Source organism: Arthrobacter sp. 01N444, from assembly GCF_056399305.1.
The window spans coordinates 122,318-145,386 of sequence record NZ_JBFTRB010000003.1; the positions used below are offsets into that span (position 1 = coordinate 122,318).

Annotated in this window: 19 protein-coding genes; 9 read left to right on the forward strand and 10 right to left on the reverse strand. The window is 67.7% G+C overall.

Annotated elements, in window-relative coordinates:
- Positions 1–70 precede the first annotated feature (70 nt).
- On the forward strand, positions 71–508 hold the full coding sequence (locus tag AC1DKN_RS04970) for an RDD family protein (RefSeq protein ID WP_476870588.1): 438 nt from the start codon (positions 71–73) through the stop codon (positions 506–508).
- Between the two features lie 310 nt (positions 509–818).
- On the opposite strand, the gene AC1DKN_RS04975 is transcribed toward AC1DKN_RS04970, so the two are convergent.
- The 4 genes from AC1DKN_RS04975 to lipB form a co-directional block, all read right to left on the reverse strand.
- The gene (locus AC1DKN_RS04975) at positions 819–1,181 is read right to left on the reverse strand and encodes a DUF3817 domain-containing protein (protein ID WP_476870589.1); all 363 of its coding nucleotides are present in this window, start codon (positions 1,179–1,181) and stop codon (positions 819–821) included.
- A 245-nt stretch (positions 1,182–1,426) separates the two neighbouring features.
- Entirely contained in the window at positions 1,427–2,176 is a 750-nt protein-coding gene (locus tag AC1DKN_RS04980; protein ID WP_476870590.1) for a DUF4191 domain-containing protein, read from the reverse strand.
- Between the two features lie 90 nt (positions 2,177–2,266).
- On the reverse strand, positions 2,267–3,274 hold the full coding sequence (gene lipA / locus AC1DKN_RS04985) for a lipoyl synthase (protein WP_476870591.1): 1,008 nt from the start codon (positions 3,272–3,274) through the stop codon (positions 2,267–2,269).
- Positions 3,271–3,939: a lipoyl(octanoyl) transferase LipB gene (gene lipB / locus AC1DKN_RS04990; RefSeq protein WP_230007918.1), complete on the reverse strand. Its 669-nt coding sequence runs from the start codon at positions 3,937–3,939 to the stop codon at positions 3,271–3,273. The genes lipA and lipB overlap by 4 nt, the downstream gene beginning before the upstream one ends.
- Before the next feature lie 107 nt (positions 3,940–4,046).
- Here lipB and AC1DKN_RS04995 point away from each other — a divergent pair, with 107 nt between their 5' ends.
- The 5 genes from AC1DKN_RS04995 to AC1DKN_RS05015 all read left to right on the forward strand — a co-directional run bounded on the left by AC1DKN_RS04995 (position 4,047) and on the right by AC1DKN_RS05015 (position 10,467).
- Entirely contained in the window at positions 4,047–5,672 is a 1,626-nt protein-coding gene (locus tag AC1DKN_RS04995; protein WP_476870592.1) for a serine/threonine-protein kinase, read from the forward strand.
- Between the two features lie 79 nt (positions 5,673–5,751).
- Positions 5,752–7,038, forward strand: a complete 1,287-nt coding sequence (locus tag AC1DKN_RS05000) for an APC family permease (protein WP_476859831.1) — start codon at positions 5,752–5,754, stop codon at positions 7,036–7,038.
- Between the two features lie 195 nt (positions 7,039–7,233).
- Complete coding sequence (gene gadC / locus AC1DKN_RS05005; RefSeq protein ID WP_476870593.1) at positions 7,234–8,676, forward strand: glutamate/gamma-aminobutyrate antiporter GadC; 1,443 nt, start codon at positions 7,234–7,236, stop codon at positions 8,674–8,676.
- Positions 8,673–9,119: a hypothetical protein gene (locus AC1DKN_RS05010; RefSeq protein WP_476870594.1), complete on the forward strand. Its 447-nt coding sequence runs from the start codon at positions 8,673–8,675 to the stop codon at positions 9,117–9,119. The genes gadC and AC1DKN_RS05010 overlap by 4 nt, the downstream gene beginning before the upstream one ends.
- A gap of 88 nt (positions 9,120–9,207) precedes the next feature.
- On the forward strand, positions 9,208–10,467 hold the full coding sequence (locus tag AC1DKN_RS05015) for a M20/M25/M40 family metallo-hydrolase (protein WP_476870595.1): 1,260 nt from the start codon (positions 9,208–9,210) through the stop codon (positions 10,465–10,467).
- 9 nt (positions 10,468–10,476) lie between these two features.
- Here the strand turns inward: AC1DKN_RS05015 and AC1DKN_RS05020 are convergent, their stop codons facing one another.
- Positions 10,477–11,370, reverse strand: a complete 894-nt coding sequence (locus AC1DKN_RS05020) for a TIGR01777 family oxidoreductase (protein WP_476870596.1) — start codon at positions 11,368–11,370, stop codon at positions 10,477–10,479.
- A 74-nt stretch (positions 11,371–11,444) separates the two neighbouring features.
- Here AC1DKN_RS05020 and AC1DKN_RS05025 point away from each other — a divergent pair, with 74 nt between their 5' ends.
- On the forward strand, positions 11,445–15,038 hold the full coding sequence (locus tag AC1DKN_RS05025) for a S41 family peptidase (RefSeq protein WP_476870597.1): 3,594 nt from the start codon (positions 11,445–11,447) through the stop codon (positions 15,036–15,038).
- Positions 15,039–15,146: 108 nt separating this feature from the next.
- Here AC1DKN_RS05025 and AC1DKN_RS05030 read toward each other — a convergent pair whose 3' ends face one another.
- Positions 15,147–15,575, reverse strand: coding sequence for an OsmC family protein (locus AC1DKN_RS05030; protein ID WP_026266249.1), 429 nt, complete (start codon positions 15,573–15,575; stop codon positions 15,147–15,149).
- 134 nt (positions 15,576–15,709) lie between these two features.
- On the opposite strand from AC1DKN_RS05030, the gene AC1DKN_RS05035 reads away from it, so the two are divergent.
- A complete protein-coding gene (locus AC1DKN_RS05035) occupies positions 15,710–16,093 on the forward strand; it encodes a VOC family protein (RefSeq protein WP_476870598.1) in 384 nt (127 codons plus the stop codon).
- A gap of 88 nt (positions 16,094–16,181) precedes the next feature.
- Here AC1DKN_RS05035 and AC1DKN_RS05040 read toward each other — a convergent pair whose 3' ends face one another.
- The 4 genes from AC1DKN_RS05040 to AC1DKN_RS05055 form a co-directional block, all read right to left on the reverse strand.
- Entirely contained in the window at positions 16,182–16,532 is a 351-nt protein-coding gene (locus AC1DKN_RS05040; protein ID WP_018772389.1) for a hypothetical protein, read from the reverse strand.
- A 151-nt stretch (positions 16,533–16,683) separates the two neighbouring features.
- Positions 16,684–18,438, reverse strand: a complete 1,755-nt coding sequence (gene sucB, locus AC1DKN_RS05045; RefSeq protein WP_476870599.1) for a 2-oxoglutarate dehydrogenase, E2 component, dihydrolipoamide succinyltransferase — start codon at positions 18,436–18,438, stop codon at positions 16,684–16,686.
- 126 nt (positions 18,439–18,564) lie between these two features.
- On the reverse strand, positions 18,565–19,950 hold the full coding sequence (lpdA, locus tag AC1DKN_RS05050; protein WP_018772391.1) for a dihydrolipoyl dehydrogenase: 1,386 nt from the start codon (positions 19,948–19,950) through the stop codon (positions 18,565–18,567).
- A gap of 267 nt (positions 19,951–20,217) precedes the next feature.
- Positions 20,218–21,744, reverse strand: coding sequence for a leucyl aminopeptidase (locus AC1DKN_RS05055; protein ID WP_476870600.1), 1,527 nt, complete (start codon positions 21,742–21,744; stop codon positions 20,218–20,220).
- A gap of 374 nt (positions 21,745–22,118) precedes the next feature.
- On the opposite strand from AC1DKN_RS05055, the gene AC1DKN_RS05060 reads away from it, so the two are divergent.
- Entirely contained in the window at positions 22,119–23,057 is a 939-nt protein-coding gene (locus AC1DKN_RS05060) for a proteasome assembly chaperone family protein (protein ID WP_476850450.1), read from the forward strand.
- The last annotated feature ends 12 nt before the right edge of the window (positions 23,058–23,069 follow it).

The following is a 23,069-nucleotide window of genomic DNA, read 5'->3' on the forward strand; positions in this document are numbered from 1 at the left end:
CCTATCTGGTCCACAATGTGACACCCTACCTCCCACACTATGGACAGGCCAGAGCCGATAAGCTTGGAGGGTGGTTGATCGCAAAGACATCGGTTCATGGCTCACCGGGCCGGACACATCCGGCATCTCCAGGTACCCGGGGGAGCGGCTCGGGCTGCCCGAGTCCGGGGCAGGGTCGATCGCCCGTGCCGGCCGGCGCATCCTGGCGATCTGCATTGACTGGGGCATCGCGATGTTGATCAGCAATTTCGCCTTCGGCGGCGACTCCTGGGCCACGCTTGCCGTGTTTGCCATCGAGCAGATCCTGCTGATCGGCACCCTCGGCTACGGCATCGGCCACCGGATCGTGGGAATCCACGTGGTCCGGTTGGGCGGCGGCCCGGCGGGTCCGCTCGCGGCCCTGGTGCGCACTCTGCTGCTGTGCCTCGTTATCCCTGCCGTCATCTTCGACCCGGACCAGCGCGGCCTCCACGACAAGGCCATGAATACGGTGCTCGTCCGGATGTAGCAACCCGCGGCCGGATGCGCGACGGCGGCGCCAGGCAACCAGGCGCGGCGGGCCCCCGTCCGTTTGCCACAAATGGCCGCTAACCTCCCCCGCATTGCGGCCATGTGCGTCAGTTGGGCACAGCGATGGTGTCAGGGCGCGGCGGCCCCCCCGTCCGGTTGCCACGAACGGCCGCTGACCTCCCCGTTGCGCGGCGGCCCCCCGTCCGTTGGCCACGAATGGCCGCTAACCGCCCCGCATTGCGGCCATGTGCGTCAGATGGGCACAGCGATGGTGCCGGGGCGCACAGAAACCCGAGGTCCTCGGCGGACTAGACCCCCGCCGTCTCCTGGGCCGGCGTCGGCGCAGCCTCTCCCGACCGTTCCGTCAGGTATCCGTGGCGGCCGGCCCAGCGCTCAAACCACACCGTCGCGAAGGGGAAGACGGCGGAGAGCCCTGAGAGCAAGGCAACCCGGAACGGCCAGCGGAGCATTGCCCACAGGCTCAGTGCCGCAATCGCGTAGCCGATGAAGAACGCCCCGTGGATCGGACCGGCAATCTCCACGCCGAGTTCCGTCGTCCTGGTGATCCATTTGAGCACCATGCCGAGCAACAGCGCGGCCCAGCTGAACGCTTCGGCGATCGCCAGCCCCCGGAAGATGCGGATCATCGTGGCGGTCGAGGGAAGTTTCATGCGTATCTCCTGAGTTCTTGCGTCCGTTTTCGCGGTGTCCGGTGTCGCTTTGTCCGGTACCTCGCGTCCGGTGTCGCTTTGTCCGGCACCCCGCGTCCGTTGTCCCGGGTCCGGTGGCCCGGCGCCGGGCGGGCCGACGTCGGGCAGTAAGAGAAACGCCCCGGCTGGCGGCCTGAGGGGGCCGTGAACCGGGGCGATTCTGTACTGCGGGCAATTCCATCATGCGGTGCGGTACTGCCGCCCGCCTAGCGTCCGCGGGTCGGACGGGCCTTGTAGGGATCGATGCCCTTCGGGATGGGCAGGCGGCCGCCAAGCGAGGAAATGCGCTTCGACACGGCGCTGACCTCGGTCTTGGTCAGTTCGCCCTTGAGTTTGTTCATTTTCCTGGCGATCTGACTGAGCGGCACCTGGCCCTCGCCGCGGCCGCTTTCGATCACGTGGATGGTGACGTTGGGGAGGATGCGCGCAAGGCGCTTGCGCTCGGCGTCGACCAGCGGCTTGACCCGGTTGCTGGGGCCTTCGCTGACGAGCACGACGCCGGGACGGCCGATGGCGCGGAAGACGGCATCCTGCGTGCGGGGGTTCACGGCGACGGGCTGGTCCTCGGTGATCCAGCCGCGCTTGAGCGTGCCCAGCGCGGCACCTGACGCGCCGGGCTGGTTCTCGATCTGCGCGAACGCGGCGCGCTCGGCACGGCGGGACAGGATCAGCGTGGCCGCAAGGGCGCCCAGGGCGATGCCGATGATCAGGCCGGTGATCCAGTTGTCGAGCAGGAAACCGACCAGCAGGCTGAGGGCAACAACACCCAGGAACGCCAGCAACATGAGCCACGGAACCATGGGATCGTGGCGGCGGGTCATCTGGAAGACCTCGCCGATCTGCTTCAGCCGGCTCGGCTTCTTGACCTTTGCTTCCTTGGGCTTACGGGAGAAAAGACCGCGCTTCGGAGCTTCGGAAGCCGGGCTGGAGTTGCTGGGATCAGGGGAATTCGCCATAGTTCCTTAATTCTACGTGATGGACGGCCAAGGGCCGGCACCAGAGTCATCCGGTGCCGGCCCTTAAGTGGAAGGGTGTCAGAGCAGGGTTCAGGAATGTGCCGCGAGCAGCGAGCTGGCTTCCTGGCGGGTGCTTCCGGAGCTTTCGATGTGTGCGAGTTCGGCCGGGATTTCCCAGCCCTTCTTGCGCATCGCGGTGGCCCAGAGCCGGCCGGCGCGGTAGGAGGAACGCACCAGGGGCCCGGACATGACGCCCAGGAAGCCGATCTCGTCGGCTTCGTGCTGCAGGTCGACGAATTCCTGCGGCTTGACCCAGCGGTCCACCGGCAGGTGCCGTTCGGAGGGGCGCAGGTATTGGGTGATGGTGATCAGGTCGCAGCCGGCCTCGTGCAGGTCCCGCAGCGCCTCGGAGATTTCCTCGCGGGTCTCGCCCATGCCCAGGATCAGGTTCGACTTGGTCACCATGCCGAGCTTGCGGCCCTGGGTGATGACGTCCAGGGAGCGCTCGTAGCGGAACGCCGGGCGGATCCGCTTGAAGATCCGGGGCACGGTTTCGACGTTGTGGGCGAAGACCTCGGGCTTGGAGTCGCAGATCGCCGCGATGTGCTCGGGCTTGCCGGAGAAATCGGGGATCAGCAGTTCGACGCCGGTGCCCGGGTTCAGTTCGTGGATCTTGCGGACCGTCTCGGCGTAGAGCCAGACGCCCTCGTCGGCGAGGTCGTCGCGGGCCACGCCGGTGACGGTGGCGTAGCGCAGCGCCATGGCCTGGACCGAGCGGGCCACCTTGGTGGGCTCGAACATGTCCACGGGCGAGGGCTTGCCGGTGTCGATCTGGCAGAAGTCGCAGCGCCGGGTGCATTCGGAGCCGCCGATCAGGAAGGTGGCTTCCTTGTCTTCCCAGCATTCGAAGATGTTGGGGCAGCCGGCCTCTTCACACACGGTGTGGAGGCCTTCCTTCTTGACGAGGTTTTTGAGCTGGACGAACTCCGGGCCCATCTGGACCTTGGCCTTGATCCATTCCGGCTTCCGTTCCACCGGTGTGGCCGCGTTTCGCTGCTCAATGCGCAGCATCTTCCGGCCTTCTGGTGCCAGTGTCACAGTAGAGCTCCTTCTGGGGTTGCAACTAGGGCTTGTTCATTCTTGCGCAGTTCTTCGGTGATCCGCGACATGAGGTCCGCCGGGGTGACGTCCCTGCCAAGTTCCTGGGCGATCGTGGTGACTCCGGCGTCGCTGATCCCGCAGGCGATGATCTGGCCGTAGGGGGCGAGATCGTTGTTGCAGTTGATCGCGAAGCCATGCATGGTGACACCTTCGTGGACGCGGATGCCGATGGCCGCGATCTTGCGGTCCGGACCCTTTTCGTCCTGTTCGATCCACACGCCAGCGCGGCCCTTGATCCGGACGGCGGCGATGCCGTAGTCCGCCAGGACGGCGATGATGACCGCTTCCAGCCGCTCCACGTAGTCGCGGATGCCAGCCTTGTTCTTCAGTTTGATGATGGGGTAGCCAATGAGCTGGCCGGGGCCGTGCCACGTCAGCTTGCCGCCGCGGTCCACGGCCACAACGGGAGTTCCGTCAAAGGGCCGTTCGTGGTCTTCGGTGCGCTTGCCTGCGGTGTAAACCGCGGCGTGTTCGAGCAGCAGTACAGTGCTGGGCGCGGTGCCCGCGAGGACCTTTTCATGCAATTCGCGCTGGATGTCCCATCCGCGCGTGTAATCGACGAAGTCCGGGGCGAGACCCAGCTGTTTGAACTCAAGAGTCATGGCATCAAGCTTAGACCCCGCCGCACCCACCTCCCGTTTGTGTGCTTAAGCTCTCATGCCTGTGGATAACTTCTGCACGATTCCGCGCAATCGACTATTCCTTGGGTATGGAAGATCTCCCGCCGGCCGCCGGTGCGGCCCCCCAGGTTCCCGGTTACGACGTCGGACGGCTGCTGGGGCGCGGCGGCAGCGCCACGGTCTGGCTGGTGACCGAACAGTCAACGGGCCGCGAGTTCGCCCTGAAATGCTTCGATGCCGACCGCGCCGCACCGGAAGAATCCGAGGCCGGGGACGTCATGCGGCGCGAAGTCCGGATCCTCTCCGCCCTGGCACACAGCCACCTGCTTCGCGTGCACGCAGTGGTGCGCCTGCCGGTTCACGACTCTGGCGGCAGCGGCCTCGGGCTTGCGCTGGACTACGCACCCGGCGGCTCGCTGGCGACGCTCGTGGGAAGCCGGGGACGCCTGGGTCCCGGCGAAACGGTGACGGTCCTGACTCCCATCGCGCAGGCCCTGGCATACCTTCACGGCCAAGGCTTCACCCACGGTGATGTGGCCCCCGGCAACGTGCTCTTCACGGCTGACGGCAAACCGCTGCTGGCCGATCTCGGCGTCGCGCGAATGGTGGCCGACGCCGCTCCGGTCGCCGAAGAGGGCACAGCAGGATTCCAGGATCCCGCCCCGTCGGACGCTGTGCGGGCCGGGCTGCAGCCCGAACGCGACATTTACTCCCTGGCCGCCCTGGGCTGGTATTGCCTCACCGGACGGGCCCCCGAGCCCGGCCCGCATCGTCCACCGCTGAGCCTGCTGGTCCCGGAGGTGCCGGCAGCGTTGGTTGCCGCCCTCGAAGCGGGGCTGGGCGGGGAGCGCCGGGAGCGTCCCCCGGCGGCGGAGTTTGCCGCTCTGGTCTACCGCAGCGCCCGGGCGGAGCCCGTCGATCTGTCGGTCTCCGTGCACCCCACCGTCATCCCCCAACTGCTCACGCGCAAGGCTGTGCAGTCTGGCCCGGGCCGGCGCCCAGGCGCTATCCGGAAAGCCGGACTCCACCGCGGATTCCGGCGGACCCCCGCGCAGCGGGCGCTGCTGCCCGCTCTCGCCGCTGCAGTCCTGCTGGCCGGCACCTGGCTGCTGGCCGGTGGCGGGCCGGCCTCCGACGCCGTCGCCGGGCTGTTTCCAGGGTTTGTGTCCGGCCACGATGCGCCGGTGCAGACAGGAAGTCCCGTGGGCCGCGAGGGACCGGCGGCGCCGTCGGAGGGGCCGGTTGGCGGGCCGCCGCCCCCCACCGCCGACGGCGGGGCCACCGCCATCCTTCCCGATCTTGAGGCACTCCTGGCCTCCGCCGACCCGGTGGAGGCGGTCCGCGGCCTGGCCCGGCTCCGTTCACTGGCACTGAGCTCCGGCGACTTCAGACTGCTCGATGCCGTCAACGCCCCGGACTCGGCGGCCGCCGCCTCGGACGGCCGCATCAAAGCGCAGCTCAGCGCCTCCGGCCACGTCCTGGCCGGATTCTCGACCTCCCTGACCCGGATCGAGACCACCGCGGAGAGCAGCCCCGCCCGGGCAGTGGTGGCCATCACCACAGAGCCTTCTGCTTACCGGGAAATCGATGGGAACGGCGCCACGGTGGCCGAAGTACCCGCCGCCTCCGCACAGCAGCTTCACCTGGTCCTGGTGCCCGTCGACGGGCGCTGGCGGATCCAGGACGTGCTACCTCCGGGGCCCGGAGCCGGCTAGGGTTCCACGCTTCAGGGCGCGGTGGTAACCTCCCACCGAGACGGCTGCTAGCGAGAGCCTGACGCCGGAGAGGGACGCCATGTCGACCACGGTTCCGAAGAAGCAGATGACCGTCATTCAAGCAGCGTTCATCGGGGTGGGTTCCATGGTGGGCGCGGGAATCTTCGCGCTGCTGGGCGCAGCCGGCGCTGTCGCCGGCTCGGCTGTGTGGGTGTCCTTTCTGGTGGCGGGCGCCATCGCCGGCCTACAGGGGTACTCGTTCGCGAAGCTCGGCGCGACTTACCCATCGGGCGGGGGCATGCTGGCCTACCTGGCCCGGGGGTTCGGGGAGGGGCACGCTACAGGCATCGTTTCGTGGCTGTTCTACGTGACCGGCGCGATCGTGGGGGCAATGGTGGCGTCGTCCTTCGGTGGATATGCCAGTGCAGTCCTGACCGGTCGCGACCCAGGCTGGGCCAAAGTGTTCGCGGTCGCGCTCATCCTGGTCATGACCGTCCTGAACGCGGTCGGTTCCACGGCGGTCGCAAGAGTCCAGTCGGTGATCGTGAAGATGGTGCTGGCCATCCTGTCCGTGTTCGCGATTGTCACGATCGCGAACTGGAACCCAGCGCTCCTGGATCCGGCCGGCTACCCGGGCGTCCGCGAGATCATCGCGAGCGTGGCGTTGACGTTCTTCGCCTTCCTCGGGTTCGGCGTCATCACCTTTACCGCGAAGGATCTGCCTGACCCGTCCCGTCAACTGCCCCGCGCCATGTATCTGGCGCTGGCGATCGCCACGACGGTGTACGTCGCCGTCTCGCTGGGAGTTTTCGGGACCCTGACCGCCGACGAGGTCGTCGCCTACGGCGCCACTGCGCTGGCCGAGGCCGCCAAGCCGACGCTGGGCCAGTTCGGCTATGTGCTGATGGTGATCACCGCCCTGCTCTCCACTTCCGGGGCGGTGAACGCCAGCCTCTATCCTTCCGTGGGGATGACCCGGCATCTCGCCTCGGTGGGACAGTTTCCACCGGTCTTCGGCCGCTCCGTGGGCCGCAGGCAGGTGCCGGTTGGGCTGCTGGTCATGGCCGGCCTCGCGGCGGTGATGGTGGTGGCGTTCAACCTCAACAGCATCGCGTCGCTTGGAAGTGCGGTGGCCTTGCTCATTTTCTCCGCGGTCACGATGGCCCACTTCAAGGTGTACCGGGAGACCGGGGCCAAGCTTTTGGTGCTTATCATCGCCCTGATTGCGACCTTGGGAACGTTCGTCGTGTTCTGCACAACCACGCTCGTCAATGAACCCGCCACCGCCGCCGCGCTGGTGGTCATCCTTGCACTGGCGCTGATCACCGATTTGCTGTGGAAGCGCGCCCGAAACCGCGCAAATTAGCACCCCGGCGATCTGACGTATAGGGGAGTTGGGGACTATTCCCTGCTAATTCCTAGGTCCATGCTGTAGGCACCGAGCACTTTCTGTGATAAGGGGGGCAGTGGGCATGTTCAAGCCGACGAGTACTCGCCCCAGGCGGTTTAGCTCCGCCTGGCCCGTGGCGCAGACCACGGGGCACTGGAGGGTGTGGCTCACGTGAGCGAACAGGCAGTGACCCGGCCGAAGGCACCACCGGCCGTGTGGATCTCCTGGGTGGCCCTGGCATTGATGACCACGAGTTCGGTGGCCAGTCTCCGTGCGGCCCCGACCATGGCCGTCTACGGCCTCGCCTCAGTCTTCCTCTACGTGGTTCCCGCGATCGTCTTCCTCCTCCCGACCTCCCTCGTGTCGGCCGAGCTGGCCTCCGGATGGAAGGGCGGCATCTACAACTGGGTATCGTCCGGAATCTCCAAACCGATGGGCTTCCTGGCGGTCTGGTGCCAGTTCGCGATGACGATTTTCTACTATCCAACCCTGCTGGGATTCGTCGCGAGCACGCTCGCCTACGTCTTCAACCCGGCGCTGGCCAGCAGCGGCGTGTGGACGGCCTTGGTGATCGTGGTGTTCTACTGGGCCGGCGTGTACGTCTCATCCCGCGGCACGAAGGGTGTGGCGGGCCTGGCCAGCGGTGGCCTGATCATCGGCACCCTGATCCCGGGCGCCCTGCTAGTCATCCTGGGTGTGGTCTTCCTCGGCCAGGGCAATCCGTCCGCCGCTCCGATGACCGCGGCGAATTTCTTCCCCGAATGGGCCGGGCTGGCCAGCCTGGTGCTGATCGTGAATAACTTCCTGTCCTACAGCGGCATGGAGATGAACGCTGTGCACGTGTCCTCGCTGAAGGACCCGGGTAAGGAGTATCCGAAGTCGATGTTCCTGGCCATGGGACTGGTACTGCTGATCTTCATCCTGCCGGCGCTGGCGATCAGTTGGATCGTTCCGGCCGATGAACTCTCCCTCACAGCCGGTGTCATGCAGGCCTTTGACGCGGTGCTGGCCTCCTTCAACCTCCAGGCGCTGACACCGATCCTCGGGATCATGCTGGTGGCCGCCTCCCTCGGCGGCATGCTGACCTGGCTGGCCGGTCCGTCCAAGGGCCTGCTGCTGATCTCGCGTGAGGAAGGATACCTCCCGCCGTTCCTGCAGAAACTGAACAAGAACGGCATCCAGCAGAACCTCCTGGTGGTCCAGGGGCTCGTCACCACCGTGATCGCGCTTGGCTACGCGCTGATCCCGGATGTTTCCAGCGCGTACTGGATCTTCTCGGTGATCACCACGCAGGTCTACCTGATCATGTACCTGCTGATGTTCGTGGCCGCCGTCCGGCTGCGCCGCAACGACCCGGACCACGCGCGTGGCTTCCGGGCGCCAATGCTGGTTGGGCTCTGCGGCGTCGGTTTTACCGCCTCCCTGGCCGCCCTGCTCGTCGGGTTCGTCCCGCCTTCGCAGTTTGGCAACGGCGATCCGGCCGTCTATTTCCTGATCGTCGCCGGCGGCGCGCTGGGACTGGGCCTGCTCGTGCCGTTCCTCTTTTACAGGTTCCGCAAACCCTCGTGGAAGCTGCCGGAGCAAGACGCTCAGACGGAGGCACCTAGGTCATGAGCACGCATCAGGAGTCCTCGACCAGGCGCAGCCGCTCGGTCGTTTACATAGTTGCCATGATCCTGCTGGTGGTGTTCGCCGTCGTCGCATTGCTGAATTTCCGGTCGGCGAGGGAGACACAACAATCCCTGGCGAAGGCCGACCAACTGATCGCGGCGATCGAATCAGCCGGCGGGACGGCACCCTCGCGCGAGCAGATAGCTCGGGTGCTCGGTGACGACGGCGGTGCCGTTTGCGCGAACCCGAACAGCGCGTTGAGCCGGGCCACCTTCTTGAGCCAGCTGGCGAACGGGGCAACCGGGCCGGGATACAGGCCGGTGATCGGGAACGCCCGGATCGCCGTCGGCGAGCTCGCGATTATCAAGGTCTATTGCCCGGACCAGCTCGCTGAGTTCCAGGAGTTCATCGACGACCTCAAGACGTACCACACGGGTGGTGCGTGAGCCGTGGACCTGCGCGCCCGCATCACCGATCTGATGGGTCCGGCACGGGAGGAGCTCGCCGAGTTTGTGGCCATCCGGTCGGTGGCGGATGCGCGGCAGTTTCCCGTCGAGGAGTGCCAAGGCTGCCCAATGGGTGCTGGACAAGTTCGCCGGACTCGGATTTACGGATGTGCACCTCGAACGGACCCCGGACGGCTCCGACGCGGTGGTGGGCTCCAGGCCCGGACCCGATCCGGACGCGCCCACCGTGCTCCTCTACGCGCACTACGACGTCCAGCCACCCCTCGATGACTCGGCATGGCGGACCCCGCCCTTCGAGCTCACTGAAGTGGACGGCCGCTGGTACGGCCGCGGCGCCGCCGATTGCAAGGGCAACATCCTCGCCCACCTGCTCGCACTGAGGGCACTCGGCAGTGACGTACCGGTGAACCTGTTGCTGGTGGTCGAGGGGTCGGAGGAACAGGGCACCGGCGGGCTCGAGGCGTTCGTCGCCGGCCACCCGGACCTGCTCCGTGCCGACACCATCCTGGTCTGCGACACCGGCAACGCCGCCGTGGGCCACCCCGCCGCGACCGTAACTCTGCGCGGGATGGTCAATGTCGTGGTGACAGTGGAGGCGATGGCGTCAGAGCTCCACTCCGGCATGTTTGGCGGTGCTGCCCCCGACGCGCTCGCCGCACTGATCGCCATGCTGGCATCACTGCGGGACCGGCAAGGCAACACGACGGTCATGGGATTGGACAACGCCCAGACCTGGACCGGTGCGCCCTATCCGCCAGGGCAGTTCCGCACCGACGCCGGCGTCCTGGAGGGAGTGTCCTTGCTGGGGGACGGCACCGTGTCCGACATGCTCTGGGCGCGGCCCGCGGTCACCGTGCTCGGCATCGACTGCCCGGCGGTGACCGGCTCGACGGCGGCGATTGTGCCGCGGGCCGCGGCACGCCTGAACCTGCGCGTCCCGCCGGGCATGGCGGCCGCCGACGCCCACACGGCGTTGGTCAGCCACCTCAAGGCGGCCGCGCCCTGGGATGTCCCCGTCACGGTGGACCTCGAGGCCATCGGGTCGCCATTCCAGGCGGCAGTCGGCGGACCGGCCTTTGAAGCCATGAGCGCCGCGATGTCCCAGGCCTACGGCACGCCCATGACAACCCTGGGGCAAGGGGGATCGATCCCGCTCTGCAACGTCTTCGCCGACACCTACCCGGACGCGGAGATCATCCTGCTCGGCGTCGAGGAGCCACTCGCCCTGATCCATGCACCGAATGAGAGCGTCGATCCGGGCGAGATCAGGGCCCTGGCAGAGTCCCTGGCCCTCTTCCTCCAGAGGTACGCGACGCTGCACGGCTAGTAGCTGCGGCTAGCCGCGCCCTGCCACCCAGGCGGCGGCCCCGGCGAGGGACGGGTGCTTCCAGGCGAAGCTGTTCTCCGCCAGGACGGCCGGCTCCAGCCGCTGGCTCGCGAGCAGCAGTTCTTCGGCGAGATCGCCCATCACCAGCCGCAGCACCGGGGCGGGTACCCGCAGCGCCGCCGGCCGGTGCAGCGCCCTGGCCAGTTGCGTGATCAGGGAATTCACATCTGCGGCTTCGGGGGCGCAGACGTTGACCGGCCCGGACACGGGCGCCGAGAGAAGGAAGGAAAAGGCGGCGGTCACATCCGGCAGAGTGATCCACGGCCAGAACTGCCGGCCATCGCCGAGCGGGCCGCCGACACCCAGGCGCAGCAGCGGCAACAGCCGGCCCAGTGCGCCGCCGGAACGGCTCAGGACGACACCGGTGCGGGGCGTGACCACCCGGACTCCGGCAGGCGCCTCATGCGCCGCAGCCTCCCAGTCGACGCAGATCCGGGACAGGGTGCCGGTGCCGGCCGGCGCGTTCTCGCGCAGCACCGCCGTACCGGCGTTGCCGTAGTAACCGGAGGCCGACTGGCTCAGGAACACGGCGGGCGGCGCGTCGGTGCGCGCCATGGCGGCCGCGAGGGTCCGGGTAGCCCCCAGCCGGGAGGCGCGGAGCTCGTTGACCCGTGCCTTGGTCCAGGGCCGGTCGCCGATTCCGGCGCCGGAGAGGTTGACCACCGCGTCCGCGCCCTTCAGTGCGGTGTCGTCGATCCGGCCGGCAGCCGGGTCCCACTGGAACTCGGCTGGGGACGCAGGGGCACGCCTGACCAGGGCGACGACGTCGTGCCCCTCGCTGCGCAGTGCACCCGAAAGGGCAGTTCCGATCAGCCCGGAGGCCCCGGCAATAAGGATTCGCATGATCCATCTCACCATGCCCGGCACGGCCGCGAAACCTCCCGGGCCGTAAGGACCGTTGTGGCTATGATCGAACGATGACCCCCTCGAGTTACTTCCGTTTCCCGCATCTGCACGGCGATCTGGTCACCTTTGTGGCCGAGGACGACGTCTGGATTGCACCCGTGGGCGGGGGCCGCGCCTGGCGCGTATCCTCCCTGCAATTGCCGGCCCGCAACCCGCGCTTCACGCCCGACGGCAAGCGTCTGGTCTGGACCGTCGTCCAAGGGACTGCCCCGGAAGTCGTCACGGCCAACGTCGACGGCGGCGGCTACAGCCAGTTGAGCTACTTCGGCCACCCTTCCACCCGGGTCAAGGGTTTCACCCCCGACGGCGACGTCCTGGTGACCAGCGCGTTCCGCCAGTCCGACAGCCGTCACACCCACGCCTACAGCCTCCCCGTGACCGGCGGCTGGGCGCAGGAACTCCCGTTCGGCCCGGTCGAGTCGGTGGCCTTCGGCCCCGTCGTTGGCGATGAACGCCCTGTGGTGCTCGCCAGTGTCCTCTCGCGTGAGCCGGCCTGGTGGAAGCGCTACCGCGGCGGCGCCGCCGGCAAGCTGTGGATCGACGCAGACGGAAACGGTGAATTCGTCCGGCTCGCTGCCGCGCTGGACGGAAACCTCACGGACCCGCTGTGGGTCAAGGGGCGGATCGCGTTCCTGTCCGACCACGAGGGTTACGGAAACCTCTATTCCGTCCTGCCCAACGGCAGCGACCTGCGGCGCCACACGGACCACGAGGACTTCTATGTCCGCCACGCCGCGACCGACGGCGAACGCGTGATCTTCGAATCGGCCGGTGAGCTCTGGCTGCTGCCCAGCCTCGACGCCGAGGCCGTCAAGCTCGACATTGTGCTCGGTTCCGCCTCGCAGGCGCGCCGGCCCGCCCCGCTGAAGCCCTCGAAGCACCTTGGCGACGTCGTACCGGACCGCACGGGCGCGTCCAGTGCCGTCGAATCCCACGGAACCGTCCACTGGCTGCGGCACAAGGACGGCCCTTCCCGCGTCCTCGAGGCCACCCCGGGCGTCCGGGCACGGCTGCCGCGGCCCTTCGGCGAGGGCCGGATCGCCTATGTCGCCGACCACGACGGCGTCGAGGCCCTGTACCTGAAAGCCATTGCGGCGCCCCTGGCCGGAGCGGCTGCGGCAGCATCGAAGGCCCCGCAGCCGGCCGTGCAGTCCGCTGCCGAGTCAACGGCCCGGCCCGCTGCTTCCGCCGAGGACGCAGGCATGCAGTTGCCGAAGCCGGTGTCCGCCGCCGCGCTGACCGGCGCAGGATCAATCCCCGCCGCTGCAAACGGTTCCGTGTCCGGCCCGGTCGCAGCGGTCCCGGACCCGGCTGCAGCAGACGCAGCCGGCTCCATCTCCGGCTCCGAGCCCGACCGGGCCGGTGCGGGCGCCGCCGTGGAGGCCGCGCCTGCCTCCGATGAGCTGACGCGGATCGACTTCCCCAAGCCCAGCCGGACCAGCGCCATCGAAGCCAGCCCGGACGGGCGCTGGCTCGCCGTCGGCACGGCGTTCGGTGATATCTACCTTGCCGACACCCGCACGGGCACGATATCCCAGCTGAGCAGCATCGGCGAGGGCAGCATTGAGGGATTCACCTGGTCCCCGGACTCCGCGTGGCTCGGCTGGTCCGAGCCGGTCACGTCCTTCGGGTCCCGCAGCCGGCTCCGGATCACCCGGATCGACGGCGGCACTGGAGCTGCGATCATTGACGTCACCGACGGCCGGTTCCGCGACGAGTCGCCGTCGTTCACCCCGGATGGCAAATACCTCGCCTTCCTCTCCAACCGCAGTTTCGACCCGGTCTACGACGGGCACTCCTTCGATCTGTCCTTCCCGAGCCCGATCAAGCCGTACCTCGTCGCCCTCGCCGCCGACACACCTTCGCCCTTCGGCCCGAGCGTCGACCTCCACGCCGACGCCGACGCCGAGGCAGGTGCCGCCGGAACAGCGGGTGCTGCGTCCGGGCCCCAGCCGGCGGCAAAACCCGTGCCGTCCGTGCGGGTCGACGCCGAGGGCCTGGCCCACCGCGTCATCGGGGTCCCGGTGCCGCAAGGCAACTACGCCGGACTCACCGCCGTCGCCGGCGGCCTGCTCTGGCTGGACAGCGAGCTCGCCGGCACCACCGGTGAGGGCCGGGCCAGCCTCGAGGACAAGGGCGCGGCGCCGAGCCTGGTCCGCTACGACCTGGCCAAGCGCCGCACCGCCACGATCGTTGAGGCCCTGGACAGCTACCGGCTCTCCGGCGACGGCGAAAAGATCGTGTTCATCCAGGACAAGCAGATCCGCGTGGCGCCGGCCGCCGCCAAGGCCGATGAGGACTCCGGCCAGCTGGTCAAGGTGGACCTTGGCCGGATCCGGGTGCAGCTGGACCCACTCAGTGTGTGGGGCCAGGCCTTTGACGAGGCATGGCGGCTCCAGCGCGACTTCTTCTGGACCGAGGACATGGCCGGCCAGGATTGGGAGTCCGTCCACGCCCGCTACCGCCCGGTGGTGGAACGCCTCGGCTCCCATGACGACCTGGTGGACCTGCTGTGGGAGCTGCACGGCGAGCTCGGCACCTCCCACGCCTACGTCCGGCCCGTGGCCGCTGTCGAGAACGGCAGCAGCCCGCAGGGCCGCCTCGGCGCGGACCTGGGGTTCACCGGCGAGGGGTGGGAAATCACCCGCATCCTCGCGGGGGAGTCCTCTGACCCGCTGGCCACTTCGCCGCTGACCCGTCCCGGCGCCGACGCCAAGCCGGGCGACGTCCTGCTGGCGATCGACGGCGTCGAACTGACCCAAACGCGGACCCCGGCAATGCAACTGGTCGGCGCGGCCGGCCGCGCCGTGGAACTTACCCTGCGCAATGGCGCCGGCCATGGTGCGGCCGCGGGCGCCCAGCGCCGCGTGGCCGTGGTCCCGGTCAAGGACGAGGAGCGCCTGCGCTACCAGGAATGGGTCTCCGGCAACCGGCGAACTGTCCGGGAAGCCTCGAACGGGACGTTCGGCTACCTGCACATCCCGGACATGATGGCCAACGGCTGGGCACAACTCCACCGCGACCTCGACACCGAAACGGCCCTGGACGGGCTGATCGTCGATGTCCGGCGCAACCGCGGCGGCCACACCTCCCAGCTCGTGGCCGAACTCATCGGGCGCAAGGTCACCGGCTGGAGCATGCCGCGCGGGGAAAAGCCGCGGACGTACCCGCACCACGCTCCCCGCGGACCGGTCATCATTCTCACCGATGAGTTCGCGGGCTCCGATGGCGACATCATCACGCAGGTCTCCAAGCTGCGGGGGATCGGGCCCGTCATTGGCACCCGCACCTGGGGCGGCGTCGTCGGGATCGACAACCGCTTCGCGCTGGCCGACGGCACCGGCGTCACCCAGCCGCGCTACGCCACCTGGTTCGCCGGTGGCGTTGGCTGGGGCGTGGAAAACTTCGGCGTCACCCCGGATATCGAGGTGACCTTCCCGCCGCACGCCTACGCCGCCGGAACCGACCCGCAGCTGGAGTACGGCATCGGGGCGCTGAAGGAAATGATCCAGGAACTGCCCACGGACCGTCCGCCGCTGCGCGAGGGTTACCGCCGGGTCCGGCCCGCCCCGCTGCCTGCGCGCCGGCAGGCCGGCCAGGCCTAGGCGCTCCCGGGCGCGGCCCGCACAGACGGTCCGCGCAGGACAGATGGCAAGGCCCCCGCCACCCTGGACATCCAGGGCGGCGGGGGCCTTCGTCTTACTGCGGCCGGGCTAGGAGGCCAGGGTGGCGTCCAGGGTGATCTCGATGCCGGTCAGGGCAGCGGAGACGGGGCAGCCGGTCTTGGCTTCCTCGGCCAGCCGCTGGAAATCGTCGGCGGAAATGCCGGGGACGCGCGCGGCCAGGGTGAGGTGGCTGCCGGTGATCCCGGTACCGGGCTGGAAGGTCACGTCGGCCTTGGTGTTGATCTCCTCGGCCGTGTGGCCGGCCTGGGCCAGGGCGTTGCTGAACGCCATCGAGAAGCACGCGGAGTGCGCTGCCGCAATGAGCTCCTCGGGGCTGGTCTTGCCCTCGGCGGCCTCGGCGCGCGCCTTCCAGGTGACGTCGAAGTTGCCCAGCCCGGAGCTGTCCAGGGTGGTGTTGCCGGCGCCTGTCATCAGGTCGCCATTCCATACAGTGTGTGCGGTGCGTGTTGTAGCCATGTCCACTCCTCGACGTCGTTGTGAATCAGGGGTCCGGCTGGTGCCGGAGCCTGCCGTGATCAATCCTAGGGATTCTGTGCGGCCGCCGCACGGGGGTTCCGCTGTCAGAGGATTGTGACCCGTACAGTGTCGTCATGGAACTTACCGAAGATGCGCAGGTGCCAGGGGCGCCCGTGGCGCGTATCGCCACGATTATGGTCAACGCCGTCGACGCCGGGCGCCTGGCCCAGTTCTGGGCCGACTTGTTGGGCACGGTGGTCTCCTCGCGCTTCGAGCAGTTCGTCTGGCTGGAACCCGCCGGCACCGGAGCCCCGCAGCTGGCCTTCCAGCAGGTCCAGGACCCCACGGAGGGCAGGCGGCGCCTGCACCTGGACATCCATGGGCCCGACCCTGCGGCGTTGCGCGCCCGCGCCGAGTCCCTCGGTGCCCGGTTCGTGGAGGGCAATGACATCGGCGGCTTCCACTGGGATGTCATGCAGGATCCCGAGGGCAACGAATTCTGCATCGCCGGCGACTGACAAGCCGGTTTAACGGCGGCAGTTAAACGACGGCGGCGCCGCACCCCGGCGGGGGAGCGGCGCCGTCATGGCCGGTGCAGTCAGCCGGCTACTGCCACAGGGTCGCGATCGCGACGTTGAGCAGTGCCAGGCCGCCAACGCTGTTCGCGAGGCCCTTGCTGATCGGCTCGCCCTTCTTGTACTTGCGGCGGCCAATGAAGGCCAGGACGCCGACGATCAGGGCGATGACAAGCTTGACGCCGAGTTTGGCGTAGTTGGCGTTCATGTCCAGGGCCGGTATCAGCCCCATCATGATGATGCCCGTGATCAGCTGCAGCATTGCGCCGTCAAACTGGCGCGGGTGGACGGTGGGCTTCTTCATCTGGCCGATCCAGATGCCGACAATCATGGCGGCGCCGATGATGTGCAGGAAGACCATGACGTTATAGACGATGTTCATGGCATCAGTGTAGCCAGAGTCTTCTACGCACCGTAGTAGGACCCGCCGCGGCCCCGGGGCGGAACAGCAAAAACGGCGACGGCGGCACGGGCTCCGGTGGTTTCCCACCGGAGCCCGCACCGCCGTCGCCGTCGGTGTGCGCTTTTAGACCCTAGAGTCCGAGGTCGGCCTCGAAGGCGCCTTCCTCAAGGCGTGCCTTCAGCGTCTGCAGGAAGCGTCCTGCGTCGGCGCCGTCGACCAGGCGGTGATCGTACGTCAGGGAGAGGTACATCATCGAACGGATGGCCAGCGAGTCATCGCCGTTCTCGTCGGCGACCACTACGGCCCGCTTGACGATCGCGCCGGTGCCGAGGATGGCAACCTGCGGCTGGTTGATGATCGGGGTGTCGAACAGGGCACCCACCGAACCGATGTTGGTGATGCTGAAGGTGCCGCCGGAAAGCTCGTCCGGGCCGATCTTGCCGTTGCGGGTGCGGTCGGCGACGTCGGCGATCTTGCCGGCCAGGCCGGCCAGGTTCAGGTTGCCGGCGTCCGAGATGACCGGAACCAGCAGGCCCTTGTCGGTGTCCACCGCAATCGCCAGGTGCTCGGCGTTGTGGTAGGTGATCTCCTGCTTGTCCTCGTCGTAGGAGGCGTTGACCTTCGGGTGCTGCTTCAGGGCCTCGGCAACAGCCTTGGCGATGAAGGGCAGGAAGGTCAGCTTGGAGCCGTTCTGGGCCTGGAAGGAGTTCTTGGCCTTGGCGCGCAGCTTGGCAACCTTGGTCATGTCGACCTCGTGGACCTGGGTCAGCTGGGTGGAGATGTCCAGCGACTCGCGCATGCGGCGGGCAATGACCTGGCGGATGCGCGGGGCCTTCTGCACGGTGCCGCGCAGCGAGGACGCTGCGCCTGCGGATGCCGCGGCTGCCGGCGCAGATGCGGCGGGGGCTGCCGCGGGTGCGGAGGCGGCCGGTGCTGCCTTTGCCTCGGCAGCTGCCAGCACGTCCTGCTTGCGGATGCGGCCGCCGACGCCGGTGCCGGTCAGGGCAGCGATGTCGACACCCTGCTGGTTGGCCAGCTTGCGGACCAGGGGAGTGACGTAGCCGGACTCTGCCGGTGCGGCAGCTGCTGCCGCAGGCGCGGGAGCTGACGGAGCAGCCGCTGCGGGAGCTTCCTGCTTGGGAGCCTCCGGTGCTGCTGCCGGTGCGGGGGCGGCCGGCGCTTCCTGCTTGGGAGCTTCCGGTGCTGCTTCCTGCTTGGGGGCCGCGGCGGGCCCGGGTGCGGCCGGTGCCGCTGCGCCGGAACCGATGACGGCCAGGACGGAGCCGACCTCGGCCGTCTCGTCCTCGTTGACGCGGATTTCCAGAAGCGTTCCGGCAACCGGGGACGGGATTTCGGTGTCGACCTTGTCGGTGGAAACCTCGAGCAGCGGCTCGTCGACCTCTACGGTGTCGCCGATGCTCTTCAGCCAGCGGGTCACAGTGCCTTCGGTGACGCTTTCACCCAGGGCAGGCAGCGTGACGTCGTGTCCTTCACCGGCCGGAGCAGAATCCGGAGCAGAATCCGGAGCGGCGGCAGGGGCCTCGGCGGCCGGAGCCTCCGCGGGAGCCTCTTCTGCGGCCGGCGCAGCTGCGGCGGGAGCCGGTGCCTCTTCGGCGGCTGCGGCCGGAGCCTCTGCGGGGGCGGCCTCGCCGGAGCCGATGCGGACCAGCGGGGCGCCAACTTCAGCGGTCTCGTCCTCGGCGACGAGGATTTCCTCGATCACGCCGGCGATCGGAGAGGGGATCTCGGTGTCGACTTTGTCGGTGGAGACTTCGAGCAGCGGCTCGTCCACCTCTACCCGGTCACCGACCTGCTTGAGCCAGCGGGTGACGGTTCCTTCGGTGACGCTCTCACCGAGGGCGGGCAAGTTAACGGATTCAGACATGTCGTCCCCGTTCTCCTTATTGATCTTTAGTGCGGATGATTGCTGCCTTGGTCGAGCTTAGTGCACCCGGCTTTTCGGGCCGGGTGCACCAGGCTCTGAGTTCATGCGATGGTGCGGGCGGAGCTGCTAGCCGTGGAGGGGCTTGCCCGCCAGCGCCAGATGCGCCTCGCCCAGGGATTCGTTCTGGGTGGGGTGGGCGTGGACCAGCTGGGCCACGTCCTCCGGGTAGGCTTCCCAGTTCACGATCAGCTGTGCTTCACCGATCTGCTCGCCCATGCGGGCGCCGATCATGTGGACGCCGACCACGGGGCCGTCCTTCTGGCGGACCAGCTTGACCAGGCCGGACGTGCCCAGGATGGAGCTCTTGCCGTTGCCGGCCAGGTTGTATTCCTGGGTCTGGATCTGGTCCTCGCCGAACTTCTCCTTGGCGGCCTTCTCGCTGTAGCCGACGGTGGCGATCTCGGGTTCGGAGTAGGTGACCTTGGGGATGTTGACGTCCTCGACGATGACCGGCTTCAGGCCGGCGATCTCTTCGGCGACGAAGATGCCCTGCTGGTAGCCGCGGTGCGCCAGCTGCACGCCGGGGACGATGTCGCCGACGGCGAAGATGTTGCCGACGCCGGTGTGCAGGCGCTCGTTGGTGATGACGAAGCCGCGGTCGATCGTGATCCCGGCCTCTTCGTAGCCGAGGTTCGCCGTGACGGGGCCGCGGCCCACAGCAACAAGCAGGAGGTCGGCCTCGAAGGTCTTGCCGTCCACGAGGGTGACCTTGACGCCGTCGTCGTTCTGCTCGACGCCCTGGAAGAAGACACCGGTGGAGAACTTGATGCCGCGCTTCTTGAAGGCGCGCTCGAAGGCCTTGACGATCGTGGCATCCTCGTTCGGAACCAGCGACGGGAGGCCTTCGACGATCGTGACGTCGACGCCGAAGGACTTCCAGACCGAGGCGAACTCGACGCCGATTACGCCGCCGCCCAGGATGATCGCGCTCTTGGGGATGTAATCCATGGTGAGGGCTTCGTCGGAGGTGATGACTTTGCCGCCGATTTCCAGCCCCGGCAGGGTGCGGGAGTAAGAGCCGGTCGCGAGGACAATGTTCTTGCCCTTGTACGCGGTGCCGTTCACGACGACGGTGTCGGTGCCCTGAAGCTTGCCTTCACCCTCAATGACGGTGATGCCCTTCTTGCCCTTGATCAGACCCTGCAGGCCCTTGAACTTGCCGGCAATGATGCCGTCCTTGTAAGCGTTGACAGCCGTGATGTCGATGCTGTCAAGGGTCACGTTGACGCCGTACTTGGCCGAGTCGCGGGCGTGGTCCGCCAGCTCTGCCGAGTGCAGCAGGGCCTTGGTGGGGATACAGCCGTTGTGGAGGCACGTGCCGCCGAGCTTGCCCTTTTCGATGAGGCCGACGGTGAGGCCAAGCTGGACAGCACGCAGTGCGGTGGCGTAGCCGCCGCTGCCGCCGCCGAGTACCAGGATGTCGAATTCTTGCGCAGTTGCCTGATCGGCCACTAAAACGCTCCCTCGCGTGAACGATGACACGAGAGTACGCATCATCTGGTCTTGGAACCTGTCTGCTGTGATTGTGCCAGCCGGCCGGTTCCCTTTCATTTGTGACTACTACATTGGGGTCTGCTTCTGGGAAACAAGGTTTACCTTAGCGAACCACTAATACATGCTCCACCTTGCCATGGCGTTTGTGGAGCGCTTGTGTCCAGTGTCACGCGCCTTTGTGGCCGGGAAGGCATCGCCGCCCCGGCCACAAAGCCGCGATGCGCGCTAGACGGTCTTGGTGAGGATGTCCTCGACGTAGGCCACCAAGGTGCGGACGGTGCAGCCCGTGCCCTGTTTGTGGTTGTAGCCGTAGGGGCTGCCGTTATTAAACGACGGGCCGGCGATGTCGATGTGCGCCCACGGGATCTGTTCCCCGTCCTTGCCCTTGCCAACGAACTCGCGCAGGAAGACGGCCGCCGTCATCATGCCGCCGTGGCGTTCGCCAATGTTGGCGATGTCGGCGACCTGGGAGTCGAGGCTGGCCCGGAGTTCTTCCGGCAGCGGCATGGGCCAGACGAGCTCGCCGGCCCGGTCCGCGGCGGTCTTGATGGCGCCGGTAAGGGAGTCGGAACCCATCACGCCGGCCGTGCGGTCGCCCAGAGCAATGAGCTGGGCGCCGGTGAGGGTTGCGACGTCGATGATGGCATCCGGGAATTCCTGGCTGGCGGCGACGATGCCATCGGCCATGACCAGGCGACCCTCGGCGTCGGTGTTGAGGACCTCGACGGTCTTGCCGCCGAACATCGTCAGAACGTCCGCCGGGCGCTGTGCAGCGCCGGAGGGCATGTTCTCGGCGATGCAGAGCCACGCGGTCGCCTTGACGGGCAGCCCGAGGCCCGCGAGGGCCAGGACGGTGTTGAGGACGACGGCGGCACCCGCCATGTCGGACTTCATGTCGCCCATGCCCAGGGCCGGCTTGATGGAGATGCCGCCCGTGTCAAAGGTGATGCCCTTGCCCACGAGGGCGATCTTGGCCGTGGCCTTCGCCGGGGCGTATTCGACCTTTACGAGGCGCGGCTGCCGGGTGGAGCCCTTGCCGACGCCGAGGATGCCGCCGAATCCCTCCTTCTCAAGACGCTTCTCGTCCCAGACGGTCACCTTCACCGGCAGGCCCTTGGACAGTTCCTTGGCGGCGTCGGCAAAGGACTCGGGGTAGAGGTGGCTCGGCGGCTGGTTGACCAGCGTGCGGGTCGAGTTCACGGCCGTGCCGATCAGGGATGCCCGGTTCAGGACAGGCGCCAGCGCCTTGTCCGTGGCGAAGTCGGTACGGATGATGACGTTCTTCACCGGATCCTTGAGCCCGTCCTTGGAGGACCGGAACTCCGTATAGGAGTAGGCGCCCATCGCGGCGCCCTCGGCGACCGCCGCGACCTCGGCCAGGGTGGTGGTGGGCAGGGCCAGGGTGACGGTGGCGACGCCGGCCAGCTGGCGGACGGCCGAGCCGGCGGCGCGGCGCAGTGCCTCCTCGGAGAGCGGCTGCGTGGCGGAAAGCTTGCCGACGCCGGCGAGCAGCAGGATGGTCGCTCCCGCCTCGGGCAGGCCGGGCAGCCGGTGAGCCTGGTCCGCCGCGCCGGTGATGCCAAGAACGCTCAGTGATTCCGCCAGGGCCTCCGCGGCCTTGGCCGTCAGCGGATTGTCGAGCAGAACGGGGCCGTCAGGACCCTGTCCGACGCCGATGACGAGGGCATCGCTGGGGGACTTCTTCAAATCCCCTGCGACTGCACTAAGTTTGACTTCACTATTCTTGACCACGAGGACAGTCCTCAATTCTCTGTGATGGTTCTCGGTGATATTCGGCAGGAACTGCATGTTTGGCGTCCTGCCACGGATCCCGGGGCGCCGTCGGTCTGGGACGCAACCCGGTGTCTGCAAAACAAGCCCTAGGGCCATCACCGATCGTAGTCTCTCGACCGTGCGGAAATTCAATCGAATGAGAGCTGGAGCACACCCCGGGCAGGAATTAGCCCGGGCGCCGGGGCGTTGTATTGGTAGAGACGCTGCGAGCGGTGAGTGCTCCATGGGACTGGCCGGCAGGATCCGCCTGACTGGCCGTTCTGCCAGGCACCGCCCGAATGGCGGATTGCGCCCCGCTTCTCCCACCGCCGCCCTCGTGAAAGGAACACGCCGTGATTGAACGGATTTCCGGCTCTTTGCTGGATCCCCAGTCGCTCTATATCCGTGATGACGCGCTGTTCTCCAGCACCGAACTGCGCGGACTCAACCTCGTCATGGGGTTCACCGGCTTCGCCGACGCGGGCCACGTGGTCCGGCAGATCACCGCTGAACTGCTGGACACGCTCGATACCGAGATGATCGCCGAGTTCGACGCCGACCAGCTGATCGACTACAGGTCCCGGCGCCCGCAGGTCAGCTTCGTCGAGGACCACCTGCAGGACTACCAGGCACCGAGCCTGGCCCTCTACCGGCTGGTCGACGGACTGGGCAGCCCGTTCCTGCTCCTCGCGGGGTTCGAACCGGACCTGCAATGGGAGCGCTTCGCTCGCGCCGTCGTCGGCCTCGTCGAAGAGCTCGACGTCAACCTCGTCACCTGGATCCATTCGATCCCGATGCCCGTGCCCCACACCCGGCCGGTCGGTGTGACCGTGCACGGCAACCGGCCGGAGCTGATCGAGGGAATCTCGGTCTGGAAGCCCACGGTGGAGGTGCCGGCCGCGGTGGGCCACATCCTGGAGCTGCGGCTGACGGAGGCCGGCCGGAACATCGCCGGCTATGTGATCCATGTGCCGCACTACCTGGCCGAAGCCGAGTACCCCACGGCCGCCGTGGCCGGGCTCGAGTACCTGGGCGCGGCAACGTCGCTCATGCTGCCGACCGATCGTTTGCGCGAGGCGGGACGCGAGGTGGGCCGGCAGATAGCCGAGCAGATCGAGGCATCCGAGGAGGTCCAGCAGGTGGTCTCACGGCTGGAGACCCGGTACGACGAAAAGGCCGAGGGGACGGTCCGGAGGTCGCTGCTGGCTGATGAGAACGACCAGCTCCCCAATGCCGACGCCCTTGGTGCCGCCGTCGAGGCGTACCTGGCCCGTAAAGAACCCGGCGAATAAATACTATTTATC